Source organism: Elizabethkingia argenteiflava (assembly GCF_009904105.1).
GTDB classification, from domain to species: domain Bacteria; phylum Bacteroidota; class Bacteroidia; order Flavobacteriales; family Weeksellaceae; genus Elizabethkingia; species Elizabethkingia argenteiflava.
The window spans coordinates 1-887 of the sequence record NZ_JAAABJ010000031.1 but is presented as its reverse complement, the minus strand read 5'-3'; the positions used below and the strand labels follow the sequence as shown (position 1 = coordinate 887).

The 887-nt window shown below is 38.6% G+C and carries 1 protein-coding gene; it reads left to right on the top strand.

Annotation, left to right across the window (positions count from 1 at the left end; genetic code table 11):
- Positions 1-6 precede the first annotated feature (6 nt).
- Positions 7-887: neutral zinc metallopeptidase (locus GNY06_RS00135; RefSeq protein ID WP_244614315.1), on the top strand; the 881-nt coding region annotated here is incomplete at its 3' end.

The following is an 887-nucleotide window of genomic DNA, read 5'->3' as shown; positions in this document are numbered from 1 at the left end:
TTACACATGATGAAAAAAACAATGATTTCGTTGTTGCTATTAGGATCTATAGCGACAACATTTACTCTTTCTTGTAGCAGAAATGAGGACAATAAGTCTTTTACCGCTACCGCTTCTACTTCTGATAATCCTCTTATTTTTCCAATTTCAGAAGTATTGTGCAGTTACATCTCTCAGCCTTATGTGGATGAAGCTTGGAGCCCTACGGCGGTGTTAAAGTCTGAATTGGAAACTCCTGAAGATACAGAATTTATGAGAAATGAACTAAAAAAGAATGCCGCACTTTGGAAGCTTACGCCCCCGGGGTTAGGCTTTGTAGTCGATTACTCTTATCCTATTTCTACCCGAAATGCTTTTTCTTATTCGACTGGAAAAATTTACTATGGTTATTACATTTATAACGAGGCCAAAGCTAAAAGTCCGGATAACATTGTGAATGCGATGATTTTGGCTCATGAATATGGGCACCAATTGCAATTTAGATATAATCTTCCGTCTGTTAAAGAATATACCGCTCGTTCTATGGAGCTAGAAGCAGATGGTTTTGCGGGTTACTATCTGAGGCAGCCTAAAGGATTTAATAAAAGAGAATTTTCCGAAATAGCGGAGGCTTATAACTTTGCTGCTCAGATAGGTGATATGAGTGTTAATAATAGAAATCATCACGGAACTCCCCCTCAAAGGAAAACAGCGGTACGTTTAGGTTTTCTTTTGGGTGAATTTTCTTTCACTCCAAGACAATTTGATACCCAGTTCTTTTACTATTATTCAAGCGTTTTAGGAGGTGAAGACCCTAATTTTCAACCCAAAGCAAGCAGGCCGAGTATAAATCCTGAAATCGATCGAAAAATACAGGCGCATATGGGTGAATTGAAGAGGATTGCCAG